17 protein-coding genes are annotated in these 18471 nt (G+C 59.5%); 9 read left to right on the top strand and 8 right to left on the bottom strand.

Annotated elements, in window-relative coordinates; translation table 11 throughout:
* Positions 1-22 precede the first annotated feature (22 nt).
* A complete protein-coding gene (locus RMQ97_RS00540; protein WP_413658872.1) occupies positions 23-895 on the bottom strand; it encodes a LytR/AlgR family response regulator transcription factor in 873 nt (290 codons plus the stop codon).
* A gap of 192 nt (positions 896-1087) precedes the next feature.
* Between RMQ97_RS00540 and RMQ97_RS00535 the strand changes: the two genes are divergently transcribed.
* The 4 genes from RMQ97_RS00535 to RMQ97_RS00520 all read left to right on the top strand — a co-directional run bounded on the left by RMQ97_RS00535 (position 1088) and on the right by RMQ97_RS00520 (position 6427).
* A complete protein-coding gene (locus RMQ97_RS00535) occupies positions 1088-2281 on the top strand; it encodes an acyltransferase family protein (RefSeq protein ID WP_413658871.1) in 1194 nt (397 codons plus the stop codon).
* Between the two features lie 122 nt (positions 2282-2403).
* Positions 2404-4845 (top strand): S9 family peptidase, encoded by a 2442-nt coding sequence (locus tag RMQ97_RS00530; RefSeq protein WP_413658870.1) that lies wholly within the window; start codon positions 2404-2406, stop codon positions 4843-4845.
* Between the two features lie 402 nt (positions 4846-5247).
* Entirely contained in the window at positions 5248-5931 is a 684-nt protein-coding gene (locus RMQ97_RS00525) for a glutathione S-transferase family protein (RefSeq protein WP_413658869.1), read from the top strand.
* Positions 5932-5950: 19 nt separating this feature from the next.
* Positions 5951-6427: an SRPBCC family protein gene (locus RMQ97_RS00520; protein ID WP_413658868.1), complete on the top strand. Its 477-nt coding sequence runs from the start codon at positions 5951-5953 to the stop codon at positions 6425-6427.
* A 69-nt stretch (positions 6428-6496) separates the two neighbouring features.
* On the opposite strand, the gene RMQ97_RS00515 is transcribed toward RMQ97_RS00520, so the two are convergent.
* The 5 genes from RMQ97_RS00515 to RMQ97_RS00495 form a co-directional block, all read right to left on the bottom strand.
* On the bottom strand, positions 6497-8071 hold the full coding sequence (locus RMQ97_RS00515) for a hypothetical protein (RefSeq protein ID WP_413658867.1): 1575 nt from the start codon (positions 8069-8071) through the stop codon (positions 6497-6499).
* 161 nt (positions 8072-8232) lie between these two features.
* Positions 8233-9048: an enoyl-ACP reductase gene (locus RMQ97_RS00510; RefSeq protein ID WP_413658866.1), complete on the bottom strand. Its 816-nt coding sequence runs from the start codon at positions 9046-9048 to the stop codon at positions 8233-8235.
* A 23-nt stretch (positions 9049-9071) separates the two neighbouring features.
* Positions 9072-10286 carry a beta-ketoacyl-ACP synthase I gene (fabB, locus tag RMQ97_RS00505; protein WP_413658865.1) on the bottom strand — a complete coding sequence of 405 codons (1215 nt, stop codon included), beginning with the start codon at positions 10284-10286 and terminating at the stop codon, positions 9072-9074.
* A 26-nt stretch (positions 10287-10312) separates the two neighbouring features.
* Entirely contained in the window at positions 10313-10831 is a 519-nt protein-coding gene (gene fabA, locus RMQ97_RS00500) for a bifunctional 3-hydroxydecanoyl-ACP dehydratase/trans-2-decenoyl-ACP isomerase (RefSeq protein ID WP_413658864.1), read from the bottom strand.
* Positions 10832-10923: 92 nt separating this feature from the next.
* A complete protein-coding gene (locus RMQ97_RS00495; RefSeq protein WP_413658863.1) occupies positions 10924-11520 on the bottom strand; it encodes an SH3 domain-containing protein in 597 nt (198 codons plus the stop codon).
* Between the two features lie 166 nt (positions 11521-11686).
* On the opposite strand from RMQ97_RS00495, the gene RMQ97_RS00490 reads away from it, so the two are divergent.
* The 4 genes from RMQ97_RS00490 (at position 11687) to RMQ97_RS00475 (ending at position 14021) form a co-directional block, all read left to right on the top strand.
* Entirely contained in the window at positions 11687-12577 is an 891-nt protein-coding gene (locus tag RMQ97_RS00490; protein ID WP_413658862.1) for an MBL fold metallo-hydrolase, read from the top strand.
* An 86-nt stretch (positions 12578-12663) separates the two neighbouring features.
* Positions 12664-12858 (top strand): hypothetical protein, encoded by a 195-nt coding sequence (locus RMQ97_RS00485; protein ID WP_413658861.1) that lies wholly within the window; start codon positions 12664-12666, stop codon positions 12856-12858.
* Positions 12859-12894: 36 nt separating this feature from the next.
* Positions 12895-13473 (top strand): DUF1214 domain-containing protein, encoded by a 579-nt coding sequence (locus RMQ97_RS00480; RefSeq protein ID WP_413658860.1) that lies wholly within the window; start codon positions 12895-12897, stop codon positions 13471-13473.
* Positions 13470-14021: a DUF1254 domain-containing protein gene (locus tag RMQ97_RS00475; RefSeq protein WP_413658859.1), complete on the top strand. Its 552-nt coding sequence runs from the start codon at positions 13470-13472 to the stop codon at positions 14019-14021. The genes RMQ97_RS00480 and RMQ97_RS00475 overlap by 4 nt, the downstream gene beginning before the upstream one ends.
* Before the next feature lie 62 nt (positions 14022-14083).
* Here RMQ97_RS00475 and RMQ97_RS00470 read toward each other — a convergent pair whose 3' ends face one another.
* Positions 14084-14398, bottom strand: a complete 315-nt coding sequence (locus RMQ97_RS00470) for a hypothetical protein (RefSeq protein ID WP_413658858.1) — start codon at positions 14396-14398, stop codon at positions 14084-14086.
* Positions 14399-14590: 192 nt separating this feature from the next.
* On the opposite strand from RMQ97_RS00470, the gene RMQ97_RS00465 reads away from it, so the two are divergent.
* Positions 14591-15505, top strand: coding sequence for an alpha/beta hydrolase family esterase (locus RMQ97_RS00465; RefSeq protein ID WP_413658857.1), 915 nt, complete (start codon positions 14591-14593; stop codon positions 15503-15505).
* Positions 15506-15536: 31 nt separating this feature from the next.
* Here the strand turns inward: RMQ97_RS00465 and polA are convergent, their stop codons facing one another.
* Positions 15537-18323, bottom strand: a complete 2787-nt coding sequence (gene polA / locus RMQ97_RS00460; RefSeq protein ID WP_413658856.1) for a DNA polymerase I — start codon at positions 18321-18323, stop codon at positions 15537-15539.
* Between the last annotated feature and the right edge of the window lie 148 nt (positions 18324-18471).

Genomic DNA, 18471 nt, shown 5'->3' with positions numbered 1-18471 from the left:
TTTCTTTGGGGGCGGGCTGTTATCAGGCCGCTTGCAATCGCTCGCGATAACGGCGGCTGGCGGGGATCTCCACGTCATCGTCGAGGCGCACCCGGGCATCGCCCTCTCCGGTCGGCAGGATCTCGCGGATCCGCCCCGTATGGACCAGCCAGGACCGGTGACACCGCACAGCCGGAATGCGGGCCTCCGCCAGTTGATCTGCCAACTGGGCGAGCGTCATGCGGACGAGGTGCTGGCCCGTGGTGAAATGGATTTCGACATAATTGCCCCGGGCCTGAGCGTGGGAGAACAAGGCGGCCTCGACCCGGATGACCCGGCCGCCTGACTTGAGTGTGAGGCGTTGACCCTCACGGGCGGTGTCGCGGGCCGCGGCGAGTTCCAGTCGCGATCGGGCGAGAGCCAGGGTGCCGATCAGTATGAGCTGGTGCAGCATGTAGGTGAAGGCATCCTTGCGCAGCTCATAGACCAGTTCCAGCCACACATGACCGAAGAAGACATAGGGGCCGTCATACCAGGCCCACCAAGCCAGTTTGCGCAGGGCGACCATGCCGATGACATGCAGGATGTTGTAGGTCAGCAATCCGCCGATATGCCAGGGCAGGGCGCTCAACCAGCGACCGCTTTCCAACGGTGCCCATAGTCCGAACCGCATGATGAGGGGAACGAGGGCCATCGTGATGACCACACTCGAGCCTTCCAGAATCCAGGGGTAGAGCGCCGCCGTCGGACCGCCCGAGCGGGCGTCCTCCAGCTGGATGGATGTGGCGTTGACGATCAAGGCGAGAACGAGCGTGCCCCAGGCAATCAGGACAGCCAGTCGCCAGGCCTGCCATTCCGCCTTTTGGTCGGCACCCAGCGGGGTCAGATCGGAGAGGAAAAACCAGGGTCGAGACATATCTCTGTTTCGATCACGTGGCGAGAGATTGCAAGATCGGGGCAGGATGATTGCAGAATTTCGTCCCCGCCTCCCGCCGCTTGTCCCCTGGTTTCGGAATTTTACGGCAAATCTCGACCGTCGGCCCCAGGCCTATGGTCAGATTCGGGTGAGGTGCGGAAACCAGAGCTGTATCGAGTTCTGGAGATCGTCATGTCCTCTACCACCCCGGCCGAACCGTCCACGCCCGCGGGAAACGCCTCATCACGCCGTCGGTATGATATCGACTGGTTGCGTATCGGCGCATTTGGCCTTCTGATTTTTTATCATATCGGCATGTTCTTCAACACGGAGGGGTGGCACGCCAAGTCCACGTCCGCCAATACGGCGATGGAACCCATCATGTGGCTGTCCAGCCCGTGGCGCCTGCCGCTTCTGTTTTTCATTTCCGGAATCGCGATCCGGTATCTGTCGGACAAGCTGGGGTCGGGACGCTTCGCCGTCGACCGTGTCTGGCGCCTTTTCCCGGTCATTTTATTCGGTATGTATGTGATCGTTGCGCCGCAGACCTACTCCGAACTGGTTCAGTCCGGTGAAGTTTCCAGCGGTTTCGTCGAGTTCTATCTGGGTTATGCCGGCACATGGGATGGTCCCTATTCGGTTCACACGCCCACATGGAATCATCTATGGTATGTGGTCTACCTGTTCGTCTATTGCCTGCTTTTGGCACCGCTCATTCCGGTGTTGCGCTGGCTGGTTGATTATCGGTGGATGAGTGAGATGACAGCCTGGGCCCGCCGCTCGCGCATGGGCCCTGTCCTGATCCTTTTATTGCCCACGATTCCGTTGTTTGTGATCCGTTTCACGCTCAGCAACCGGTTTGACACAACGCATGACCTGTTCAACGACTGGGCTAATCATGCGATCTCGTTCGGCTTCGTGTTCTGGGGCTATCTGATCGCCAAACGGGAGGCTCTGTGGGAGCTGGTGGACCGGGCGCGCTGGCTGGCCGTTTCAGTGACCCTTATCCTGTTTGGCTTTCTGTTGCTGTCCTACCAGGACTGGGAGGTGACGGCCTCACACGAGATCTGGCTGTGGGCGGCCCGTCTTGCCCGCGTAGTCTACACCTGGAGCATTATTCTCGCACTTCTGGGTCTGGCGCGCCGCTATCTCAATCATGACGGGCCCGTTCGTCGCTATCTCTCCGAGGCCATTTTTCCGTTCTACATCCTACACCAGACGATCACGGTGGTGACCGGGTTCTGGATCGCGCCGCTGGGGCTGAATGTGTGGGTGGAGTTTGTCATTCTGGTGATTGCGACACTGGGCGGGTGTGTCCTGGGTTTCGAGTTGGTCAAGCGGATCGCGCCATTGCGGCCCGTGATGGGTCTCAAATGGCATCGCTAGACAACCAGCCTCACCTAAGGTGGATGTAATGTAACATAGTAACGTTTGTGGTGTGGTTTTCTCGGCGCTTCAACGCGTTATGATTTCCCCAGACCTGAAAACAGGTTCAGAGGGAGATCATCATGAAAACCACACTCACAACAGTGGCCCGATCGGCCCTGGCCGTAACGGCGCTGGCAAGCCTTGCGTTGGCCCCGGCCTTGGCCCAGGACAGTTATCGGCTGCCCCCGCAGGACATTGTCGATATCGTCGACGCGGCCCCATCACCCTGGACATCCCTGTCCCCGGCACGCGACACGCTTTTGCTGATGCATCGAGAGAATTTGCCGCCGGTTGCCGAGCTGGCTCGCCCCATGGAGCGCCTCGCAGGCCTGCGCTTAGATGCGGCAACGAATGGCCGTCATGGCCCCCGGTCTGTTGTCGGTTTTAGCCTTCTGGATCTGGAAAGCGGTGAAGAGCGGGCGATCGACCTGCCGGACGATGCGGGCATGTCGTCCATTCAGTGGTCGGCTGATGGGTCGCACTTCGCCTTTGTCATGAGCCGCGATGATACGCTGAGCCTGTGGGTTGTGGATGTCGAGCGCGCCCGAGCCCGCCGGGTTGTGGATGAAGGGGTCAACGCCATCTTCACGGCCTATGAATGGCTGCCGAACGGGGAAGGCCTTCTGGTCAAGTTGGTCGATGAGGATCGTGGTCCCATGCCCGAGCGCCCGCGTGTGCCCAATGGTCCGGTCATTCAGGAAGCCAATGGCTATGAAGCCCCGGTGCGCACCTATCAGGATCTGCTGAAAGACGAGCACGATGCCAACCTATTTGCCTGGCTGGCCACAAGCCAGCTCGCGATTGTCGACGTCAACGGCCGTCGTGTGCGCGAGATCGGCGAACCGGGTCTGTACTATAGCGCCAATGTAGCGCCGGGCGGGGACTACATCCTCGTCGGTGAGATGGAACAGCCCTTCTCCTATATCGTGCCGTGGTCGCGCTTTCCGGACCGGACCTTCGTGATGGATCTGCGCGGTAATGACGTTGCCGAGATTGCGCGTCAGCCGCTCGCGGATGGTATTCCGATCGGAGGGGTCATCACCGGTCGTCGCAGCATTGGCTGGCAGGACAGCCATGCGGCTCAACTTGTCTGGGCGGAGGCTCTTGATGGCGGTGATCCGCGCGCCGAGGCCGAGGAGCGCGACAGTATCTGGGCGCTGGAAGCCCCGTTCAACGGTGCGCCGGTGGAAGTGGCCCGCATGGAAGATCGTTATTACGGTACCCAGTTCACCACGGATGGCGAAAACGGTCTGGCCGTTGAATATGACCGGGACACACGCATCGTTCGTCGCTGGATGATCGATTTTGATGCTCCGGGCTCCGAGCCGCGGCTGATTGAAGAGCGGAACCTGCAAGATGCCTATGCTGATCCGGGAACCGCGCTGACCGTCCGCAATGAATATGGCCAGTCAGTGATCGGGATTCGCGACAACGGCATTTATTTCGCCGGTGAGGGCGCCAGCCCGGACGGGGACCGTCCCTTCCTGCGCCGTCTCGACCTGGAGACGATGGAAACCGAGGAAATCTGGCGCAATAGCGGTGAGAATTTCGAGGAAGTCATCGGCCTGACGTCTGACGACGCGTCTTCCTTCCTGACCTCCTGGGAAGATCCGACCACGCCGCCCAATGTGCGCTGGCACCGAGATGGTGATGTGGAACAGGTCACCCGGTTCGCCAATCCTCACCCGCAGCTCAACGATATTTCCCGCGAACTGATCACGTATGAACGCTCGGATGGTGTACCGCTGTCGGCAACGCTCTATCTGCCGGCCGGTTACGAGCCGGAAGACGGTCCGCTGCCGCTGCTCGTGTGGGGTTATCCGTTGGAGTACAATAATGCGGCCACAGCTGGTCAGGTCAGTGGGTCGCCGTATGAGTTCACCCGCGTGGCGGGCACATCTCCGCGCTTCCTGGTGACCCAGGGGTATGCCTTGCTTGAGAACGCCACGATGCCGATCGTGGGTGATGATCCGGAAACGGTGAACGACACGTTCATCGAGCAATTGGTGATGTCGGCCCAGGCTGCCGTGGACGTATCTGTCGAGCGCGGCTTTGGAGATGGGGAGCGCACAGCGATTGCCGGGCACTCCTACGGGGCCTTCATGACCGCTCACCTCCTGGCCGGATCTGATATCTTCCGGACCGGTATTGCCCGATCCGGTGCCTATAACCGCACCCTGACCCCGTTCGGGTTCCAGTCGGAGCGCCGGACCTTCTGGCAGGCACCTGAGGTCTATTTCGAGCTGAGCCCGTTCATGCATGCGGACGATATCAATGAGCCCATGCTGATGATTCACGGCCAGATGGACAATAATTCGGGCACCTTCCCGATGCAGTCCGAGCGCATGTATGCGGCGGTGAAGGGCAATGGCGGTACGGCCCGTCTCGTGATGCTGCCCTATGAAAGCCATGGCTATCGTGGCCGCGAGAGCGTGCTGCATGTTCTGGCAGAGTCCATCGAATGGCTGGACACCTGGGTCAAGCCGATCGAAAACCCGATGGGGGATGACGAGGCCGAATAGGCCAGCTGTCATTCGCAGATCTAAAACCCCGCCGGAGCGCTCTCCGGCGGGGTTTTTTGCGCGACCGTTCATCTCCAGTGAGCGCGGCTATTGGGTCGGCATGGTCTGGAGATATTACCGACTGTTCGGCGGACCTCGTGAAGGCGCTTGGTGCCGCGGTAGATCAGGACCCGTAGGATGATGGGTGTCCGCGTGCCTCCGATCAGCCGGGCAATGTCCGGCATCGGGCACAGCTCAGCTTCATCCTGGGGCTCAATGAGAGTGGATCGAGAAGAAACTTCTGCTGTCATCACCAGCTATAACTACAATAGTCCCGTTTTCGATACTATATACGATAATTCTGCCTACTTGTTGTAACAGACCATGAAGCATTAGCTCTAGATCAGTTGATTGGAGTGAAAAATGCCTCTTACACTGTATACATTCAGCGGTGCGCCGAGGGGTTGGCGCGTTCACCTCGGCCTCGTTTTCAAGGGTCTGTCCGCTGACGTGAAATACCTCAGCGCCTCCGACAAGGACCATCACAAACCAGACTTCCTGGCTTTGAACCCTCGGGCGAAAACTCCGGTTCTGGCGACCGAACAGGGTGTGATCCGGGATTCCATCGCCATTCTGGCCTGGCTGGACCGGCAATATCCTGAGCGACCGCTCTTTGGCACGACCACCGACGACGCTGCGCAAAGTTGGCAGATCGTCATGGAGTGTTGTGACTATCTGCGTGACGGCAATCATGCCCTCCTGTCTCGCGTATTCTCCTCGGTCGACGCGGTGGCCGATCGAGGAACTCCGGAAAACAAGGAGTTCGAGGACGCCGCGGCGCTGGTCCATGCGGAATTCAGCTATCTCGAGGAGATATTGGCGGACGGGCGGCGTTACTTGGGTGGGGAAAGGCCCGGTGCGGCCGATGCTGTTGCCTTCCCGGAAATCCGGCTGGTTCAGCGTGGCTGCGACACCAAGCCGATCCGCATGACTGCGCTGGGCTTCGACGCACAACTAAGCCGTTATCCGCACCTGTCTGACTGGAAGGACCGGCTCCATGGAGATGCCGGCGTGATGCAGACCATGCCGCCCCACTGGGCTGCTTGAGACCAGGAAGATTTCTGACATGTCACAACCCAATTACACCCGAACACTTACAGTTTCCGCTTCACCGGAGGAGGTCTTCCGCGCGCTGACCGCGGGGTTCGAGGACTGGTGGACAAAGCCGGACAAGCCGATCTCGAGGGTTGGCGACCGTGCCAGGTTCACTTTCCCGCCCGGACGATCCTATTGGACATTCGAGGCCGTTATTCTTGAACCGGGCAAGCGGGTCGAGCTGGTCTGTGTTGATGCGCTCCACCAGCATGAGGGCCAGCCTGCGGAGATCGAGACAGAATGGCTCGAAACACGCCTGGTCTGGTGGATTGAATCGGCCGCTCAGGGCAGTGAGATCCGCTTTGAACACCAGGGACTGAACCCGCAATTGCTCTGTTACGAAATCTGTGAAGCCGGATGGGACCAGTTCTTCGTCTCCAGCCTCAAGGCTTTTCTGGACACCGGTCAGGGGCACGCGCACCGGGCACCTGATCCGGAAACGTCCTGATATTGGCCCATAAACAAACCCCGCCGGAGCGCTCTCCGGCGGGGTGTTCATCTGAACAGGGTCGATGGCCTAGAAGGCGGCCTGGATCCCGAAATTGACCACATCGGTCTGGGCGTCTCGCTCGGACCAGGTGGAACCATCGGGGAAATTGCCGCCGGTCAGGAAGTTGAGCGGGGCAAAACCTTCGGCTCGGATCAGTTCGCCAAAGATATTCACGCTTGGCGTGATGAAATAGGAACCGCCCAGGACCCACTGGTTCTGGCGTTCCCAGGGTGCGCCGTCATCGCCTGCGATAAAGGTGGAGAACTCACCGGAGACGTAAAGTGGTGAGTCCTGGCCAATATCAAACGCGTAGCGACCGCCAAAGCCCCAGGATGTGGTCTCTTCTGCCTCAAAGACAGACAGCGGATTGGTCGGGTCCGGTACCTGGGTGCCTGGCCACTCATTGGTCGTGCGGGCATATTCGCCGATCAATCGCAGATCGCCCAGATCGACCCGACTATAGACAGAATAGGCCGGGTTATTGTCGTCACACGGATTGAAATGGAAGATCGGATACTCCTGGCAATAGGGGCTGCCATGCTGATAGCTGGCACCCACCAGGAATGTATTGCGATCACCGAATGTGCCGGAGTAATTGGCGTCCAGCGCGAAATTATTGACGCGGGATGGCACATTCGTGCCCTCCACGGGCGTGTTAGCCGCGCGGAACTGCGAGCCACCCTGGATCGCCATGCCGCGCACATGAAGTCCGTCTTTGTAGTATCCCACCATGCCACCATAGGCGAGGCCGGCGAAGGAGTGCCAGACGGTGGAATTGGTGAACGGGCTTACGGTGTCATTGAGGCCGAATGGCGTGTCCATCTTGCCGATTGCGGCATACCAGGGTGTGGACTCGAGATCGCCCCACAGCACATAGGCCCGCCGGACCTGGACCTGATTACGGTTGAGACCGGTAATCGTGCCGGAGCCAAAGCTCTGCTCGGGATTATAGAGCAGTTCGACAAATCCCGTGATGTTGTTGGTAAACCGGGCGGTCGTTTGCAGCTGAGCGGAATGAACCACAATTTCGGAGACTTCGTCGCCGATCTGGTTGGCCGATGTGGGATTTCGGGTCAGCCAGCTGAACTTGCTGTCCGAATTTGTGGTCTGGTAGTTGGCAATGGCTGTGATGGCGCCGCCCAGGGTGACACGATTGTCCAGCTCGCCATCGCGAATGGCTTCCAGCTGGATGATCTGGCGCATGTTGGAGTTCTCGGCGTGATCCAACACCTGGTAGGAATAGGTGGAATTGAGACCGACAAAACGCTCTGCATATTCGGCCTGATGCCGGGCATGATGGCCGTCATGTTCACCGCCATGATGGACCACACGCTCAATGCTATCATTGCCCGTGGCCGTGTGTTGGGCAGTGGCGGGTGCGGATGTCGCGGTGTTTTCAACCGGTTGAGCTGAAGCTTGTTGAGCGGTCAGTGTTTCCAGATACCGCAACAACTGTTGATTGGTTGCCTCGAGCTGTTCAATCCGTTCTTCCAGTGCGGAAATCCGGTCGTCTGCTGTGGCGTGGTCATCGGCCATCGCCGGTGCGCCCACAATAGTGGTGGCCAGCGTGAAAACGCTGCCGGCGAGCAAGATTGATTTCATGTCCTGTCCCTTTGTCTCAAATATTCAAATATTTAAGCGGCCCCTCCCTGCGGCTGTAGCGGGGCAGGTGAGTCGGTACAAGCAGAAATCATCAGTCTGACACAACAAAGCGGGCCGGTGTTACCGGCCCGCTTCAGTACGCGTAACAATTTTAGGGATTATTAGTCCTCATCAATGTCCGGAACCGCCACGGCGTGGAAGCCGGCATCGACATGAAGGGTCTCGCCCGTACAGGAATGGCCGAGATCAGACAGGAGATACAGCGCGGCGCCCGCGACGCCTTCCATGCGGGTATCTTCTTTCATCATCGACCATTCACGACCGGTCTTCATCAGAGACTTGCCACCGGAAATGCCGGCCATGGCCAGGGTCCGCATCGGGCCGGCGGACAGCGCATTCACGCGGATACCGCTCGGGCCGAGATCGCGAGCCATATAGCGCGTGGATGCTTCCAGTGCCGCTTTGGCGACACCCATCACGTTATAGGAGGGCACGACCCGTTCTGCGCCCAGATAGGTGAGCGTGACGAGGGAGCCGCCATTGGGCATCAGGCGCGAGGCGCGCTTGCCGGCATCCACGAAGGAGAAGGCGGAGATTTCCATGGCGCGACGCCAGCCTTCACGCGTGGTGTTTTCCGTGAACGATCCCACCAGCTCGTCCTTGCCGGCAAAGGCGATGGCGTGGACGAGGAAGTCGATCGTGCCCCACTTGTCTTCCAGGGCCTTGAAACAGGCATCCATGGATTCGTCATCGGTCACGTCAGCGGAAAGCATGAAGGGTTCGCTGCCCAGGCTCTCAACCAGCGGGCGGACGCGTTTTTCAAGCGCTTCACCCTGATAGGAGAAGGCCAGCTCGGCGCCCTGGGCCGCCAATTGCTGAGCGATACCCCAGGCGATGGAGTTCTTGTTGGCCACGCCCATGACAAGACCGCGCTTGCCTTTCATCAGCTCGCCGGTCGGGAAAACGGTATCAGACATTGCAAGTCTCCTCTTGCGTCAGATCAGACCTTGGAGAAGACGACGGTGCCGTTGGTACCGCCGAAACCAAAGCTGTTGGACATGGCGGTCTTGATGTCCGCCTCACGGGTTTCAGTGACGATGTCGAGATTGAGTGCGGCAATCTCCGGATCCATCTCGAAGACATTGATCGACGGCGCGATAAAGCCGTTCTTCATCATCAAGAGCGTGTAAATGGCTTCGTGCACGCCTGCGGCGCCCAGAGCGTGTCCGGTCATGGATTTGGTGCCGGAGATGGCCGGACCGGCATCGCCGAAGACCTCTTTGACGGCTTCCATTTCGCGGATATCGCCGACCGGCGTCGCCGTGGCATGGGGATTGAGATAGTCGATCGGAGTGTCCACGGTCTCCATGGCCAGCTTCATCGAGCGAACGGCACCCTCGCCGGACGGTGCCACCATGTCATAACCGTCAGAGGTGGCGCCATAGCCAGTGATTTCCGCGATAATCGGAGCACCGCGCTTTTTGGCGCGCTCATACTCTTCCAGGATCACCACGCCGGCACCGGCGCCTCCGACAAACCCGTCGCGATCCTTGTCAAAGGCACGTGATGCCTGTTGCGGCGTGTCGTTATATTTGGTGGACATCGCGCCCATGGCATCGAACAGGTTGGAGAGGGCCCAATGGATCTCCTCGCAACCGCCCGCGAACATCACATCCTGCTTGCCCCACTGAATCTGCTCGGCCGCTGCGCCGATACAGTGCAGCGAGGTCGTGCAGGCCGAGGTGATGGAATAGTTCACACCCAGGATCTTGAACGGCGTGGCCAGCGTGGCCGATGCAGTCGAGCTCATCGCTTTGGGCACGGCAAACGGACCAATGCGCCGGGGACCCTTTTCACGGGTCACATCAGCCGCATTGACAATCGTGCCGGCAGACGGACCGCCTGAGCCCATGATGATGCCGGTGCGGATATTGGAGATATCCTCGTCCGGCAGTCCTGCATCGGCAATGGCCTGTTCCATGGCCATATAGTTCCAGCCGGCGCCTTCGGACATGAAGCGGTAGACACGCTTGTCCACATGGGCGGCGGGATCAATGTCAGGCTTGCCGCCGACCTGGCATTTGAAGCCATGGGCCGCAAATTCTTCCATACGGCCAATGCCACTCTTGCCCACTTTGAGGGACTGGGTGACTTCATCAGCATTATTGCCGATCGGGGAAATCACCCCCAGACCGGTGACGACTACTCGGCGCATGCGGGTTCCTCCCAGAAAGCGTGCGATCAGGCCATTTCTTCGGGTTTGAAGAGGCCGACGCGAAGATCTTTTGCGGTATAGATAGTCTTGCCGTCAGCTTCCACCCGGCCATCGCCGATCGACATGATCAGGCGGCGGCGAATGACGCGTTTAAGGTCGATGATGTATTTGACGTGTTTGACGTCCTGGGTGATCTGACCGGTGAACTTCACCTCGCCCACGCCCAAGGCGCGTCCCTTGCCCTTCTCGCCCAGCCAGCACATGAAGAAGCCGCACAGCTGCCACATGGCGTCCAGTCCCAGACAGCCCGGCATCACCGGATCGCCCTTGAAGTGGCAATCAAAGAACCAGAGGTCCTTCTTGATATCCAGCTCGGCGACAATCTGCCCTTTGCCATACTCACCGCCATCATCATTGATCTGGGTGATGCGGTCGAACATCAGCATCGGCGGCGCAGGGAGCTGGGCCATGTCGGGGCCGTGGAGCTTGCCTTCGCCAGAGGCGATCAGTTCGTCAAATCCGTAGGAAGAGGGACGTTCAGTCATGTATACCGGTCATGTCTGGCCTGGTAAAACACCAGGTCTGCTGCGGCACGCGCAGGACTTTCAGGGATCCGTGATAGGTTTATCCGGACGTCTTAGCGCAGAGCGGTATCATGGGGCGCAGGCGCGCTCAAGGCGGAGCTGCCGTTAGGGGAAAGCCCGCTCTCGGCAGGCAGGGACCCGTCACGCTCGTGCGGGTAGACCCCCCAGAGCAGGCTGGCAGGCGCCCAGCCACGGCGTCCATTGGCTTCCACACGGCACCAGCCAGACCGACAGCGCTCGAGAGACAGAACCACGCCCGCATCCGCAATGGCTTCCACCGGGCTGTCCTGGGCCGCACGGGCGTGCAGCGGGGTCTCCTCCAGCGCATAGACCGAACGGCGGCTGGACAGGACCACGCGGTGCATCCAGACAACCTCGCCTTCCGGGTCCCGGACGCGGCGCCATTGGCGCGTTTCGGCAATGACTTCCATCGGCAGGCCCGCGCGAACATACCGCCAGGCAATCGGGTGCGCCTGGCTCGGGCCAACCCGGCCATTGGTGACATCCGATTTCAGGCTGACAAACCGCGGGACTGGCAGGCCGCTCGGCGTGTCGGGCTGCCCCCCGGTTGCGCGGTCACCTTGTGCGAGCGCAGACGGGCCAAGGCCGGCCATTATGGTGGCAAGCAGGGCAAGAACCAGATGACGCATGATAGACTCCTTCTTTGGATTCTCTGGCCTGCAACGGTAAAGGGCCGGTAAATTTGCCACGCTCTCGGACGGATCACCGGTCTGTGTGGTGAAACCGGCTGACACCCTCCCTATATTGCGTCGCGGAAGAGGGCTCCCTTTGGGAGCAGATAGCAGAGGGGACAAGATGAGCATCAGTCTTGCCATCACGAGTGCGGCAGCCTTGCTGGCCGCCAATACAAGCATCATCCAGGACGGTCCGACGGTGGAAACAACCGATCTGGGCGACGGTCTTTATATGTTGTCCACCGGAATTGCCGGTAATCTGGCTGTTCTGGCCGGAGATGACGGTGTGGTGATGATTGACGACCAGCTGCCCAATACCGGGTCTTTGATCGAGGGCGCTGTGGTCGAAATCAGCGGAACCGGCGCACCGCGCTTTATTGTGAATACCCACTGGCACGGGGATCATACGGGCGGCAATGCGCATTTTGCCAGTCAGGGCACTACGGTCGCGGCGCACCATAATATCCGCACGCGCCTGGAGGCGGCCGAGGATGCGTGGACACAGGATCCGGCTGTGCTGCCGATCCTGACCTTTGGAGATGATCTGACCTTTCACATGAACGGGCAGACCGTTGAAGTCGTGCATGTGCCCCACGCGCATACAGATGGAGATGCGATCGTCTATTTCCGCGAGTCGGACGTCATCCATACCGGCGATATCATGTTCTCGGGCCTGTATCCCTTCATCGATATCTCGGCAGGCGGCACGGTCGAGGGTTACATCTCGGCCATGGAGCGCATCGCGGAAATGGCGGGCGATGAAACCCGCATCATCCCCGGGCATGGTCCACTCTCCACCCGCGCCGAGGTCGAGGCCTCGATTGCCATGTTGCGCGAAGCCCAGTTCCGTGTGGCGACCCTGGTTGAAGGGGGCGCGGATCTCGACGCTGTCCGGCAAGCCGAGCCGCTGGCGGACCTTCACGAGACCTGGAATTGGGGTTTCATCACCACCGACCGAATGGTGCAGACACTCTATAATGCGGCCACAGGCGGTGAGCGGAGTTTCGAATAAGCGTTCACACAGCGCGTGAGATTTCTTGCCGCGAATTCACGACGGGCTCAGCTTCCTTCAAGCTGGGCCCGTTTTTAATGGTGGCTATGAGCGATGCCCCGCAAGACCCTGTCCAGCCCCCCAAGGGTACGCCCCGGGCCGGTTTTCTGGCCGGCCTTGGCGGCGGTGTCGCTCTTTTTCTCTTCCTTTGGGCCATGACAGGCGAACTTGTCCTGGCTGGCATTTTCGGCCTGGGTCTGGGACTGGCCATCGGCGCTGGTCTGGAAGCCACACGTCACTGATTGTCGGGCGGGCCAATCCCGGCTAGCGTGCCCGGTATGATCATGCGCTCCTTTGTTTTTGGTGTGGCCGGTCTCGCTCTGGGAGGGCTGGTCGCGATCACAGCCGTACTCGGTCCGATGGATCTGGGCGGTATCGCCATCGGCCCCTGGCGGACCAATCTACATATCGGAGCGCCCGATGCGCCGGCCACCGTACGCGCCATCATTGCGCGAAAAGGCCTGCTGGCCCTGAACCGCAGTGAGACCGTTTATTTCAGTGCTGACCAAGACAGTCACGGCGACGCACTGGACGAGGCCTGTCGTTACGACGTGGTCTTTGACGAGGCTCCGGCAGCCTATTGGTGGAGCCTCACCGTCTATGCCCAGGACGATTTCCTGGCTGTGAATGGTGAGGACGCACATTCCGTGCATGCGGACACTATGGTCTGGTCCGATAATGGACGCGGCGTTGTCGCGGTGGGTCATCCGTCGGCCGAAAACGGCCTGTCGACCCGCAATGGTGGCGCTTTTAACCTGACCCTGCGCCTCTATCTGCCGGACGAGACCATCGCCATGGACCCGCGCACGGCGACGCTGCCGCGTATCAACCGGCTGGGCTGTGGAGATGAGTCATGACCCGCTGGATCGGCCCTGTCATTGCACTCCTCGTGGGTGGTATTGCCGGGTTTTATCTGGTTCTGCACGCCCTTCCGGGCGTGATCATGGGCCAGGCCATGGAGGCGTTTGACACGCTGGGCGGCGGGGCGAACCAGGTCGGGCATGTGCCCCGCGTGGACGAGAGCTCGCGCAATGTGGTGCGTCCCAGCCCGGATATTCTCTATTCGGCCTGTCTGTATGATCTGGCGGAAGGGCCGTTGAATGTGACAGTGCCGCCGCTCGATCCGGAGCGCTATGCGTCCGTCAGCTTTTTTGATGCCCGCACGAATAATTTCGAGACGATCAATATGCGTGATGTTCAGGTGGGCGAGACAACCGAGATCTTTGTTTACCCACCGACCTGGCACACCGTGCCCGGCTATGATCTGGACGGTATGGACCTCGTGATCGGGTCTCCAACACGGCGCGGCGTTTTGCTGTTTCGCCAGGTTCTCGCTGGCGGTGTGACTGTTGAAGCGGCGGATGAACTGCGGCAGGGCCTGCGCTGTGAGGCGCGGGAGTTTTGAGGCCAGGACGGCACCCCCATCTTGTGATGGAAGTGCCGGAGGCTTGATCGGATCCTGAAGGGTCAGGCGGGTTCTTCTGCCTTGTTTGGCGGGTTCGGGGCCAAGGAATGGTGGAAGTCTATCGTTTGACCTTCCTCACACGCGAAGTTGGCGGTCACGCCATCATGCGTGACGATCGCCGCAAAATGTTTCTTATTGCCCGGGCTGGGGTCACCGCCCATCGTGTTGTTGTCGATCTTCACGATGCCATCACTGCCACTTGGGGCGGCGTTGAACACCGCCTGCAGTGTCTGTCTGACATCATAGGCCTGGGATTCATTTTCATTGCCATCTTTGAGCGCGCCATACACGGCGAACTGTACGATCAGGTTGGTCATGATTTCCTCCTTGATATGCGCCCCTTAAGTAGCGCAACGCCCCTATGATGAGAGAACTTTAGGGTGTATTCGAGTCATAAATAACCTAAAGCTATAAAGCAGAAATGCGCGACCTCTGATCGTTATTCAGTTGCCCAACGTTCTGTGAGCGCTACCATTTGATGCTCAAGATATCGAGCGACGGAGGGTGATATGGGAAGTCTGGTAGCCATGATGGGGGTGCTGGCCGTTGTGCACACGGACCCAAACCTTGCAGCCGCGCAGGTTGTCGAGCGCCAGAGTGTGCGGGTTGGTGACATCGAGCGGGAGTATTATCTCCACCTGCCGCCCGAAGAAGGGTTTGAAGGCCCGCGCCCTTTGGTGATCAATCTCCATGGCTTCACCTCGGATGCCCGATCCCATATGGGCTACACCCAGTTCAATACGGCCGCAGACCGCGCAGGGATGATCGTGGCCTATCCTGAAGGCTTGTATGGTGAACTGAATGGGGCAGAGGGTCAGACTTGGGAAATCGCAGACCTGAACGGGTTTGATGATCTGGGTTTCATGGCGGCGCTTATCGATGATGTCGCCCGTGTTTATGCCGTCGACACGACGCGGGTCTATGCGACCGGCTTCTCGAATGGCGGCTTTTTTGCCTTCGAACTGGCCTGCCGCATGTCAGATCGGGTGACGGCGGTCGCATCCGTCGCCGGTCAACTGCCTCTGCAGCGGGCCCAAACCTGCCAACAATCTCGCGCCGTTCCCGTCATGAATATCTATAGCGACACGGACCCGACCGTTCCTTTGACAGGGGTTCCCGGTTTTTCGCTGGGCGGAGAGGCGAGCGCCCGCTTTTTTGCCGAACGCTATGGGTGTCACCCGGCTCCGGACATGATTGCATTGCCAGACCACGTTCCCGAGGATGGAAGCACTGTCATTTTCAAACCGTATTCAGGCTGTCTCGTTGGGGCAGTGGAAACTGTTCTTGTCCAGGATGCTGGCCATACATGGCCGGATGCCGCAGAGTCCGACGTCCTGGGTGTGACCAACCGGGATATCAACGCGAATGACATGATCATTGAATTCTTCCTTCGATACACCCTGGACGATGATCCCGAGACTTAGGCGTCTGAATCCGATTGCCTTCTTCCGGGTTTTAGTGCGCTTCGCCCCAGGTGGCGCCGGCCTTCGCATCGACCACCAGCGGGACAGACAATTCCATGGCTGGACGGCAGGCCTGTGACATCGTGGTCTCGACCAGGGCGATCAAATCATCGGCCTGGTTTTCGGGGACTTCAAACACCAGCTCGTCATGCACTTGCAACAGCATCCGCGCGTCCAGATTGGCCTGTCTGAGCGCAGCGGGCATGCGGATCATGGCGCGGCGGATCACGTCGGCGGCCGAGCCCTGGATGGGGGCATTGATCGCCTGGCGTTCGGCGAACATGCGCATATTGGGGTTCTTGTCCTTGATGGAAGGGAAGTGGGCCCGGCGACCGAAAATTGTCTCGACATAGCCGTGCTCTTTCGCCTGCTCCTTCATGCGTTCCATATAGTCGGCAATGCCCGGGAATTTGTTGAAATAGGCTTCGATGAAGGCTTTGGCCTCTTCGCGGGACACATCGATCTGTTTGGACAGGCCAAAGGCAGAAATGCCGTAAATGACCCCGAAATTGATAGCCTTGGCCTTGCGGCGCACCATGGGATCCATGCCTTCGATCGGGGTGTCGAAGACCTCTGATGCGGTCATGGCATGAATATCTACCCCATCGCGGAAGGCGTCCTTGAGCGCATCTACCCCGGCAATATGGGCCAGAAGGCGTAGCTCGACCTGGGAATAATCGGCTGCGACGAGAACATGGCCGGGCTCGGCAATAAAGACTTCCCGGATCTGTCGACCGGCCTCGGTGCGGATCGGGATGTTCTGAAGGTTCGGATCCGTGGACGAGAGACGCCCAGTGGTGGTCGAGGCGAGGGAGAATGAGCCGTGTACCCGTCCGGTTTGGGGATTGATGTGGGAGAGCAGGGCATCGGCATAGGTCGATTTCAGCTTGGCAAACTGCCGGTATTCGAGCAGTGCGACCGGCAGGGCATGTCCCTCCGCGGCCAATTGGTCCAGCACGTCTGCGCCGGTTGACCAGGCCCCGGTCTTGGTTTTCTTGCCGCCGGGCAAACCCATGTCCCCAAACAGAATTTCTCCAATTTGTTTCGGAGATGCAACGTTGAACGTCTTGCCTGCGGCCTCGTGTGCAGCGGCCTCGGCGGCTGCGATTTTCTGGGCAAAGTCCGAGGACAAGCGGTGCAGCTGATCGGGATCAACCTTGATACCCGCCCGTTCCATATCTGCCAAAACGGACGGCATCGGGCGTTCCAGTGTCTCATAGACCGTGGCCTTGCCCTTCGCTGTGACGGAGGGTTTGAGGATCTCCCACAGGCGCAGGGTGACGTCGGCATCCTCGGCGGCATAGGCCGTGGCCTTGTCGAGCGGGACTTTGTCGAAGGTGATCTGGGATTTTCCGGTGCCACAGATCTCCTTGAAGGGGATGCAGGCATGTCCGAGATGTGTTTGCGCCAGCGCATCCATGCCGTGTTTTTCCAGTCCGGCAGCGATCACATAGGACAACAGCATGGTGTCGTCATAAGGCGCGACCTGGATGTCGTAGCGCGCGAGTACGGCCAGGTCATACTTGAAATTCTGGCCGATTTTCAGGACCGAGGCGTCTTCCAGCAAGGGTTTGAGCGCCGCGAGCGCAGACGTCATATCGATCTGCTTGGGCGCAGCGCCCGTGTCGAACATGTCACCGGCGCCCTCGGGATCGATGTGCGCCAGCGGGATATAGCAGGCTTCGCCCGGCGCTGTGGCCAGGCTGATCCCGACCAGGCCCGAGGCTGTCGCCGATAATGCGTCTGTCTCGGTATCCACGGCGACATGACCCACGGCGCGCGCGCGTGCGATCCAGCGGTCGAGCATGGTAAGATCTGTGACACACTCGTACTTGGAGCGATCAATTGGGGCAGTGGCGTCGCCGCTCTCATCGGCTGCGGGAGCGCCCAGGGCTTCCTCGACCTTGCGGGTGAAGGTGCGAAACTCCATTTCCCGCAGGAAGCCGACCAGGGTTTCCGGGTCCGGATCGGACAGGCCAAAGTCATCCAGGGGTTCACTCACCGGAGTATCGACCTTCAAGGTCACAAGATCGCGGGAGACACGCGCATCATTGGCATGAGCGAGCAATTTCTCCCGGCGTCCCTTCTGCTTGATCTCGCCTGCACGCTCTAGAAGCGTGTCCAGGTCACCATATTCATTGATAAGAAGGGCGGCCGTTTTCACGCCAATACCAGGCACGCCCGGAACATTATCCACGCTATCACCCGCCAGGGACTGGATATCGATCACCTTGTCTGGTCCGACACCGAATTTCTCCACCACTTCGGGCGCCTGGATCCGTTTGTTCTTCATCGCATCAAACATGGTGATCTTGTCCGAGACGAGCTGCATCAGGTCCTTGTCAGAGGATACAATGGTCACATCAGCGCCGAGCGCCTCGGCCTGGCGGGCATAGGTGGCGATCAGGTCATCGGCCTCGTAGTTTTCCATCTCGATACACGGTGTGCCAAACGCGCGAGTTGCGTCGCGGATGATCGAGAATTGCGGGACTAGGTCTTCGGGCGCCGGTGGTCGGTTGGCCTTGTACTGGTCATAGAGATCATTGCGGAAGGACTTGCCGGAATGATCGAAAATCACTGCCAGGTGCGAGGGTTGATCCTCGCCCTTGAGGTCCTCGAGCAGTTTCCAGAGCATGTTGCAGAAACCCTGAACAGCCCCGACAGGGGTGCCGTCTGACCGGGTCAGCGGCGGCAGCGCATGATAGGCCCGAAAAATATAGCCCGAACCGTCAATGAGATAGACATGGCTGTTTTCATCGACCGGTTTTTGCGTGGCCATGATGCGCTCGCTTTCGCTGGGGATTGGTATCTGAGTCGGACAAAACTAGCGTGGTGAACCGGTCAGGTCATGCCTGCTTGGCGGTTCGTTGTTTCACTTCGTCGTGGAATTTTTAGCGATCTGTCGCAAAACCTCCAAAGGTTCTGAC

It is taken from the genome of Maricaulis sp. D1M11, from assembly GCF_047308265.1.
Classification (GTDB): Bacteria; Pseudomonadota; Alphaproteobacteria; order Caulobacterales; family Maricaulaceae; genus Maricaulis.
The sequence above is the reverse complement of the archived record's forward strand: the minus strand, read 5'-3'. Positions and strand labels throughout refer to the sequence as shown.

What these genes read in the sequence shown, in the direction of transcription:
- RMQ97_RS00540 (WP_413658872.1), bottom strand. Translation starts at nt 895, where the DNA reads ATGTCTCGACCCTGGTTTTTCCTCTCCGATCTGACCCCGCTGGGTGCC.
- RMQ97_RS00535 (WP_413658871.1), top strand. Translation starts at nt 1,088, where the DNA reads ATGTCCTCTACCACCCCGGCCGAACCGTCCACGCCCGCGGGAAACGCC.
- RMQ97_RS00530 (WP_413658870.1), top strand. Translation starts at nt 2,404, where the DNA reads ATGAAAACCACACTCACAACAGTGGCCCGATCGGCCCTGGCCGTAACG.
- RMQ97_RS00525 (WP_413658869.1), top strand. Translation starts at nt 5,248, where the DNA reads ATGCCTCTTACACTGTATACATTCAGCGGTGCGCCGAGGGGTTGGCGC.
- RMQ97_RS00520 (WP_413658868.1), top strand. Translation starts at nt 5,951, where the DNA reads ATGTCACAACCCAATTACACCCGAACACTTACAGTTTCCGCTTCACCG.
- RMQ97_RS00515 (WP_413658867.1), bottom strand. Translation starts at nt 8,071, where the DNA reads ATGAAATCAATCTTGCTCGCCGGCAGCGTTTTCACGCTGGCCACCACT.
- RMQ97_RS00510 (WP_413658866.1), bottom strand. Translation starts at nt 9,048, where the DNA reads ATGTCTGATACCGTTTTCCCGACCGGCGAGCTGATGAAAGGCAAGCGC.
- fabB (WP_413658865.1), bottom strand. Translation starts at nt 10,286, where the DNA reads ATGCGCCGAGTAGTCGTCACCGGTCTGGGGGTGATTTCCCCGATCGGC.
- fabA (WP_413658864.1), bottom strand. Translation starts at nt 10,831, where the DNA reads ATGACTGAACGTCCCTCTTCCTACGGATTTGACGAACTGATCGCCTCT.
- RMQ97_RS00495 (WP_413658863.1), bottom strand. Translation starts at nt 11,520, where the DNA reads ATGCGTCATCTGGTTCTTGCCCTGCTTGCCACCATAATGGCCGGCCTT.
- RMQ97_RS00490 (WP_413658862.1), top strand. Translation starts at nt 11,687, where the DNA reads ATGAGCATCAGTCTTGCCATCACGAGTGCGGCAGCCTTGCTGGCCGCC.
- RMQ97_RS00485 (WP_413658861.1), top strand. Translation starts at nt 12,664, where the DNA reads ATGAGCGATGCCCCGCAAGACCCTGTCCAGCCCCCCAAGGGTACGCCC.
- RMQ97_RS00480 (WP_413658860.1), top strand. Translation starts at nt 12,895, where the DNA reads ATGATCATGCGCTCCTTTGTTTTTGGTGTGGCCGGTCTCGCTCTGGGA.
- RMQ97_RS00475 (WP_413658859.1), top strand. Translation starts at nt 13,470, where the DNA reads ATGACCCGCTGGATCGGCCCTGTCATTGCACTCCTCGTGGGTGGTATT.
- RMQ97_RS00470 (WP_413658858.1), bottom strand. Translation starts at nt 14,398, where the DNA reads ATGACCAACCTGATCGTACAGTTCGCCGTGTATGGCGCGCTCAAAGAT.
- RMQ97_RS00465 (WP_413658857.1), top strand. Translation starts at nt 14,591, where the DNA reads ATGGGAAGTCTGGTAGCCATGATGGGGGTGCTGGCCGTTGTGCACACG.
- polA (WP_413658856.1), bottom strand. Translation starts at nt 18,323, where the DNA reads ATGGCCACGCAAAAACCGGTCGATGAAAACAGCCATGTCTATCTCATT.